Origin of the sequence: Pantoea sp. UBA5923 (assembly GCF_002431095.1) — a bacterium.
GTDB lineage: Bacteria > Pseudomonadota > Gammaproteobacteria > Enterobacterales > Enterobacteriaceae > Pantoea > Pantoea piersonii.
This window is the reverse complement of the sequence record NZ_DJDN01000010.1, coordinates 164,502-171,612: the sequence shown is the minus strand read 5'-3', so window position 1 is coordinate 171,612 and position 7,111 is coordinate 164,502. Positions and strand designations below refer to the sequence as shown.

General features: G+C 60.2%; 5 protein-coding genes. 3 read left to right on the top strand and 2 right to left on the bottom strand.

Going from position 1 to position 7,111, the window contains the following annotated elements; translation table 11 throughout:
* On the bottom strand, nt 1–602 hold a 602-nt coding region (locus B3797_RS01965; RefSeq protein WP_311790241.1), incomplete at its 3' end, for an MFS transporter.
* Between the two features lie 376 nt (nt 603–978).
* Here B3797_RS01965 and uxaC point away from each other — a divergent pair.
* From uxaC to B3797_RS01950, 3 genes are read left to right on the top strand one after another with little or no spacing between them, the layout of a single operon-like run.
* Nucleotides 979–2,394, top strand: a complete 1,416-nt coding sequence (gene uxaC, locus B3797_RS01960) for a glucuronate isomerase (RefSeq protein ID WP_311783735.1) — start codon at nt 979–981, stop codon at nt 2,392–2,394.
* A 2-nt stretch (nt 2,395–2,396) separates the two neighbouring features.
* Nucleotides 2,397–3,845: a tagaturonate reductase gene (locus tag B3797_RS01955; protein WP_311790240.1), complete on the top strand. Its 1,449-nt coding sequence runs from the start codon at nt 2,397–2,399 to the stop codon at nt 3,843–3,845.
* A gap of 4 nt (nt 3,846–3,849) precedes the next feature.
* Complete coding sequence (locus tag B3797_RS01950; protein WP_311790239.1) at nt 3,850–5,340, top strand: altronate dehydratase family protein; 1,491 nt, start codon at nt 3,850–3,852, stop codon at nt 5,338–5,340.
* Nucleotides 5,341–5,691: 351 nt separating this feature from the next.
* On the opposite strand, the gene sstT is transcribed toward B3797_RS01950, so the two are convergent.
* Nucleotides 5,692–6,924, bottom strand: a complete 1,233-nt coding sequence (gene sstT / locus B3797_RS01945) for a serine/threonine transporter SstT (RefSeq protein ID WP_311783738.1) — start codon at nt 6,922–6,924, stop codon at nt 5,692–5,694.
* Nucleotides 6,925–7,111: the final 187 nt, after the last annotated feature.

Here is a 7,111-nt window from a genome sequence, read left to right as displayed (position 1 = left end):
TACTGACGCTCTTCGTCGCTGAGTTTGGTTTGCTGTTTGGGATGCTTATAGAAAATCAGCCAGCAGAGCGCCCAGACCAGGCTCAGCACGCCAGTGATGATAAACGCCATCTGCCAGCTGTGCGCCACAATCGCCCACACCACCAGCGGCGGCGCCAGCATAGCGCCAATCGAGGAGCCAACGTTGAAGTAGCCCACGGCGACGGAGCGCTCTTTAGCCGGGAACCACTCGCTGCTCGCTTTCAGGCCCGCCGGGATCATCGCCGCTTCTGCCGCGCCCACTGCACCGCGCGCCAGCGCAAAACCACCCCAGCTGCCCGCCATCGCCGTCGCGGCGCAGAAAATCGCCCAGAGTACGGCAAATACGGCGTAGCCGACTTTAGTGCCGAGCAAATCGAGCACATAGCCTGCGACCGGCTGCATAACGGTATAGCAGGCCGAGTATGCCGCCACGATGTAGGAGTACTGTTGGGTGGTGATATGTAAATCGGTTTGGAGCGTCGGCGCGGCGACGGCGATGGTATTACGGGTGAGATAACCCAGCACGGTGCCCAGCGTCACCAGCCCGATCATATACCAGCGTAGCCCTTTAATCTTACGCATCATTTACCTCTTCCAGTGTTCTGTCTGCGGTCTTGCCGCTGTTGTTATCTGGAGCGGGACAACCGTGATTCGACTGACCTCACGCCCGCAGGCCACGCGAATGCGGCCTTGTGTTTACCTTGCCTTTACGGGTCGAGAGCGTAACTTGTTATACAACTTTAAAAGTTGAGAGCCATCACAAAAGCCCCTTTTGCAATATGGGATACTTTAAATCTGCGTCAGGACAGCCATTTAGCACGCTACAGAGAGCAAAAACGTCCATGAGGGCAGGGCATTGCTGCTATTTATGTGAGCGAGATCTCAAAGAATTCTGTAGCTGACCAAAATTGGTATGATAACTTTGAGCGCATTAAGGCTCTATCAAGAGGAAGCAAGTATGTCGCGTTTTATGACCGAGGATTTTTTGCTGGATACCGAATTTGCTCGTCGCCTTTACCATGACTATGCAAAGGATCAGCCGATTTTCGACTATCACTGCCATCTTCCGCCGCAGCAGATTGCCGAAAATTACCGCTTTGCCAACCTCTATGACATCTGGCTGAAGGGCGATCACTACAAGTGGCGCGCTATGCGCGCTAACGGCGTACCGGAAGCCTTCTGCACCGGCGACGCCAGCGACCGCGAAAAATTCGACGCCTGGGCGCGCACCGTACCGCACACTATCGGCAATCCGCTCTATCACTGGACGCACCTTGAACTGCGTCGTCCTTTCGGCATTACCGATACCTTGCTCTCTGAAAAAACCGCTGACGATATCTGGGAGCGCTGCAACGCGCTGCTGGCGCAGGATGACTTTACCGCGCGCGGCATTATGCAGCAGATGAACGTGAAGATGGTCGGCACCACCGACGATCCGCTGGATGACCTGCAGCACCACCGCGCGCTGGCGCAGGATGACAGCTTCAGCGTCAAGGTGCTGCCGAGCTGGCGTCCCGACAAAGCCTTTAACATTGAGGCGGAAGGCTTCCTGGCATGGATCGAAAAGCTGGAGTCGCTGACCGACATCAGCGTGCGCCGCTTTGACGATCTGCGCAGCGCGCTGAGCAAACGCCTCGACTATTTCGCCGATCACGGCTGTAAGGTTTCAGACCACGCGCTTGACGTCGTGCTCTACGCCGAAGCTGACGACGCGACGCTGGACGCCATTCTGGCCGCTCGCCGCGCAGGCAACGCGCCGGACGCGCAGGCGATCGCGCAGTTTAAAACTGCGGTCCTGGTGTGGCTGGGCGGCGAATATGCGCGTCGCGGCTGGGTGCAGCAGTACCATATCGGCGCGCTGCGCAACACCAACCGCCGCCAGTTTGAACTGCTGGGCCCGGACGTCGGCTTCGACTCAATTAACGACCGGCCGCTGGCGGAACCGCTGGCGAAGCTGCTGGGCGCGCAGAACCTGCATAACGCGCTGCCGAAAACCATTCTCTACTGCCTGAACCCGCGCGACAACGAGGTGCTGGCGACCATGGCGGGCAATTTTCAGGGAGAGGGCGAAGCGGGCAAAATGCAGTTCGGCTCCGCCTGGTGGTTCAACGATCAGCTCGACGGCATGCAGCGCCAGATGACGCAGCTGGCGCAGATTGGCCTGCTCAGCCGCTTTGTCGGCATGCTGACCGACAGCCGCAGCTTCCTCTCCTATACCCGTCACGAATATTTCCGTCGCCTGCTGTGCCAGATGATTGGCCGCTGGGTAGAAAACGGCGAAGCGCCGGGCGACGAGGCGCTGCTGGGCCAGATGGTGCAAAACATCTGCTTTAACAACGCGCGCGACTACTTTGGCATAGAGCTGGGAGCCTGATAATGCAGCGGCTAAATCGCCACGATTTTCCCGGCGCGATCTACAGCGAGCGCGTCATCCAGTTCGGCGAGGGCAATTTTCTGCGCGCCTTTATCGACTGGCAGCTCGACTGGCTGAACCAGCATCAGGGCACCGACGCGGGCATCGTGGTGGTACGGCCGCGCAACCGCGTCGTCAGCGACAGCCTGAACCAGCAGGATGGCCTTTATACCACGCTGATCCGCGGTCTGAACGAGCAGGGCGAGCGCGTCAGCGAAACGCGCCTGATCCGCAGTCTGAATCGCGAGATCCAGCCTTATCTCCAGCATGACGACTTTCTGGCGCTGGCGCGCGCGCCGCAGATGCGGTTCGTCTTCTCTAACACCACCGAAGCGGGCATCGCCTTTGCCGAGAGCGATCGCCTGATGGATGCGCCCGCCTCCAGCTTTCCCGGCAAGCTGACGCAGCTGCTATGGGCGCGCTTCGAGCACTTCAGTGGGGCCAGCGACAAAGGCTGGCTGATTGTACCCTGCGAGCTAATCGACCATAACGGCGACGCCCTGCGCGATCTGGTGCTGCGCTATGCGCGACACTGGCAGCTGCCGGAAAGTTTTACCGCCTGGGTAACGCAGCACTGCATGTTCTACAACACGCTGGTGGACCGCATCGTGACCGGTTTCCCGCAGGAGAGCGAGGCGCTCGCCGCTCAGCTGGGCTACGAGGATCGTTTTCTGGTGGCGGGCGAGGTGTATTACCAGTTCATTCTGCAGGGGCCGCGCGCGCTGTTCGACGAGCTGAAGCTGGATGCGCTGGCGCCGCAGGTGCGGCTGGTCGAGGATATCGCGCCGTGGAAGGCGCAGAAAGTGGCGATCCTCAACGGCGCGCATACCGCCATGGTGCCGGTGGCGTTCCAGGCTGGACTGGAGAGCGTTGGCGAAGCAATGGCGGATCCGGCTATCTCTGGCTTTGTCGATCGTCTGCTGCGTGAGGAGATCATTCCTACGCTGGATTTGCCGCGCAGCGAGCTGCTCGCCTTCGCCGATGCGGTAGAGCGGCGCTTCCGCAATCCCTTTATCCGCCATGCGCTGCTCTCCATCGCGCTGAACGGCATGACCAAGTTCCGCACCCGGCTGCTGACGCCGCTGCTGGCGTCACACGCGCAAAGCGGCGTCTGGCCGCCGCGTCTGACCTTCGCGCTGGCGGCGCTGATCGCCTTTTATCGCGGCGCGTCGGCGGAGAAAAGCTGGCCGCTACAGGATGACGCGCACTGGCTGGCGCGCTTTGAAAAAAACTGGCAGGCACTCAATAACGACCAGATTTCCCCGGAACAGCTGGTGCGCGAGGTGTTAAGCGACGCGCAGCACTGGGGCGAAGATTTGACCCGGCAGCCACAGCTGGCGGCCGAGGTCAGCCGACACCTGCAAAATATCATCGTCCACGGCATGCGTGAGGCGTTGAGCACACTGGGATAATGCTATGCAAGACGCGATTAAGATTCACTCTCAGGATAACGTCGCGGTAGCGCTGCGCGACTTAGAGGCGGGGCAGACTATCGACCTGCATCAGACGGCAGTGCAGCTACAGCAGGCCGTTACGCGCGGCCATAAGTTCGCGCTGCGGCCCATCGCCGAGGGCGAACTGGTGGTTAAGTACGGGTTGCCGATTGCCCACGCCACGCAGCCGATCGCCGCCGGCGAGGTGATCCACTCCAGTAACGCGCGCACTAACCTGAGCGATCTGGATGAGTACGACTATCAGCCGGAGTTTGTTGAGGTGCCGCCGCAGCCTGGGGATCGCGAGGTGCAGATCTATCGCCGCGCCAACGGCGACGTCGGGATCCGCAATGAGCTGTGGATCCTGCCGACCGTCGGCTGCGTCAACGGCATTGCGCGTCAGATCCTGCAGCGCTTTCTTAAAGAGACCGACAACGCGGCGGGTACCGACGGCGCGTTTCTGTTTAGCCACACCTTCGGCTGTTCGCAGCTGGGGCAGGATCATGAGAATACCCGCACCATGCTGCAAAATATGGTGCGCCATCCCAACGCTGGCGCGGTGCTGGTTATCGGCCTCGGCTGTGAGAACAACCAGGTCGATGCCTTCCGCGAGACGCTGGGCCTGCCGGAGAGCGAACGCATTCAGTTTATGGTGTGCCAGCAGCACGACGATGAAGTAGAGGCGGGTCTGGAGCGTCTGCATGCCCTGTATGAGGTGATGCGCCACGACAAACGCCAGCCGGGCAAGCTAAGCGAGCTGAAGTTCGGCCTGGAGTGCGGCGGCTCCGACGGTTTTTCCGGCATTACCGCCAATCCGCTGCTGGGGCGCTTCTCCGATCAGATGATCGCTAACGGCGGCACCACGGTGCTGACCGAGGTGCCGGAGATGTTCGGCGCGGAGCGTATTCTGATGAGCCGCTGTCGCGACGAATCGACCTTCGAGAAAACCGTGGCGATGATTAACGATTTCAAGCGCTACTTCATCGACCATCAGCAGCCGATTTACGAGAATCCCTCGCCGGGCAACAAGGCGGGCGGTATTACCACGCTGGAGGAGAAATCGCTGGGCTGCACCCAGAAAGCGGGCTCCAGCCAGGTGGTGGACGTGCTGAAGTATGGCGAGCGGCTGAAAACGCCGGGGCTGAATCTGCTGAGCGCCCCTGGCAACGATGCGGTCGCCACCAGCGCGCTGGCCGGGGCGGGCTGTCATATGGTGCTGTTCAGCACCGGACGCGGCACCCCTTACGGCGGCTTTGTGCCGACGGTGAAGCTGGCGACCAACTCGCCGCTGGCGGAGAAGAAGCCGCACTGGATTGACTTTAACGCTGGCCGTTTGCTGGAAGGGATGAGCATGGATGCGCTGCTGGAGGATTTCGTCGACACCATCGTGGCGATCGCCAGCGGCAAGCTGACCAACAACGAGAAGAACGATTTTCGCGAGCTGGCGATTTTTAAAAGCGGCGTGACGCTGTAAATCGGCTAATCGACAGAGAGGCTAATGTCGCTGTTTCAGACGGCGTGAAAGTACGGGGAGCGGGTGGCATGGAACGAGGAGCAAAGCGTCCCGCGCCATGGACGGCGCGGGCCGAGCGAGCAGGGATGCGTAAAGCGACTTTGCGATCGGTCCATGCTTCCCGCGACAGCATACGGCTAAAAGAGAGTGATACTGGACTGTGACAACGAGCCTGCGCGGATGAGATGGCTCGATCGCAAAGACGCAAAAAGCGGCATCCCTGCCAGCTCGGCCCGCCTCTTCCCTGAGGCGGGACGCTTTACTCTTCGTACCCTGCCACCCGCTCTTCAAGCTACTGAGCTGTCTGCAAGATCAAGCCCGGCTGGCTTCGCGCTCGGCTTCAGCCTGACAAACCGCGGCGGTAAACAGAATATCGGTAGAGGAGTTCAGCGCCGTTTCGGCGGAGTCCTGCAGCACGCTGATAATAAAACCGGCTGCCACCACCTGCATCGCCAGCTCATTGGGGATGCCGAACATATTACAGGCGACCGGGATCAGCAGCAGCGAACCGCCCGCTACGCCCGACGCGCCGCAGGCGCACAGCGACGCCACCAGGCTCAGCAGAATCGCGGTCGACACGTCAACCTGAATACCCAGCGTATGCACCGCCGCCAGCGTCAACACGGTAATGGTGATGGATGCGCCCGCCATACTGATAGTCGCCCCCAGCGGAATAGAGACCGAATAGGTATCCTCATCCAGATTGAGGCGTTTCGCCAGTGCCATATTCACCGGAATATTGGCTGCCGAACTGCGGGTAAAGAAGGCGGTCACGCCGCTTTCGCGCAGGCAGGTAAAGACCAGCGGATAGGGGTTGCGGCGGATCTTGCTGTAGACCAGCAGCGGGTTGACCACCAGCGCCATTAACGCCATACAGCCCAGCAGCAGCCCCAGCAGATGCGCATACTGCCACAGCGCGCCAAAGCCGGTAGAGGCCAGAATCGACGCCACCAGACCGAAAATACCGACCGGCGCGCAGCGAATTACGCAGCGCACCAGCCAGGTCACCGCATGTGAGACATCGTTAAGCAGGGCGCGGGTGCCGGGCGAGCTGTGACGGAACGCCAGGCCAAGGCCGATCGCCCACACCAGAATACCGATGTAGTTTGCTTCCATCAGCGCGGTAATCGGGTTTGCCACCATATTCATCAGCAGGCCGCGCAGCACCTCGGTTATGCCCGACGGCGGCGTAATTTCAGTTTTGCCGACCGCTAGCGTCAGCGTCTGCGGCATCAGATGGCTCAACATCACCGCGATCGCCGCGGCGAAAAAGGTGCTTAACAGATAGAGCGCGATAATAGGTTTGATATTGGTCTTCTGGCCCTGTTGATGGCTGGCGATAGAAGCGATCACCAGCACCAGTACCAGCAGCGGCGCAACGGCTTTCAGCCCGCTGACGAAGAGTTCGCCCAGCAGGCCGACGGCCAGCGCGGCATCCTTCGAGACCCAGGCCAGCGCCACGCCGGCCACCAGCCCTACCATGATTTGTTTTACCAGGCTTCCTGCGAGTAACGCGCCCAGACGACCGGAAAGAGAGTTCTGCATAATTGTTCTTTAGGTTGTAGCGGGATGTGGCTTCAGAGGGCGTCGATTAACGCGCCTGAAGCGGTTTGCCCGGCGGAGTATAAGGAAAAGAGCGGGCGAGGAAAGAGATAATTCTGTCTGTGCGAGGGGGATCGGATTTCTATTATGCTGGATGAAGGAAGTGTGACAGAGCGATGAAATGTCGCAC

Coding starts and splice junctions, on each gene's coding strand:
- uxaC (WP_311783735.1), top strand. CDS start 979: ATGTCGCGTTTTATGACCGAGGATTTTTTGCTGGATACCGAATTTGCT.
- B3797_RS01955 (WP_311790240.1), top strand. CDS start 2,397: ATGCAGCGGCTAAATCGCCACGATTTTCCCGGCGCGATCTACAGCGAG.
- B3797_RS01950 (WP_311790239.1), top strand. CDS start 3,850: ATGCAAGACGCGATTAAGATTCACTCTCAGGATAACGTCGCGGTAGCG.
- sstT (WP_311783738.1), bottom strand. CDS start 6,924: ATGCAGAACTCTCTTTCCGGTCGTCTGGGCGCGTTACTCGCAGGAAGC.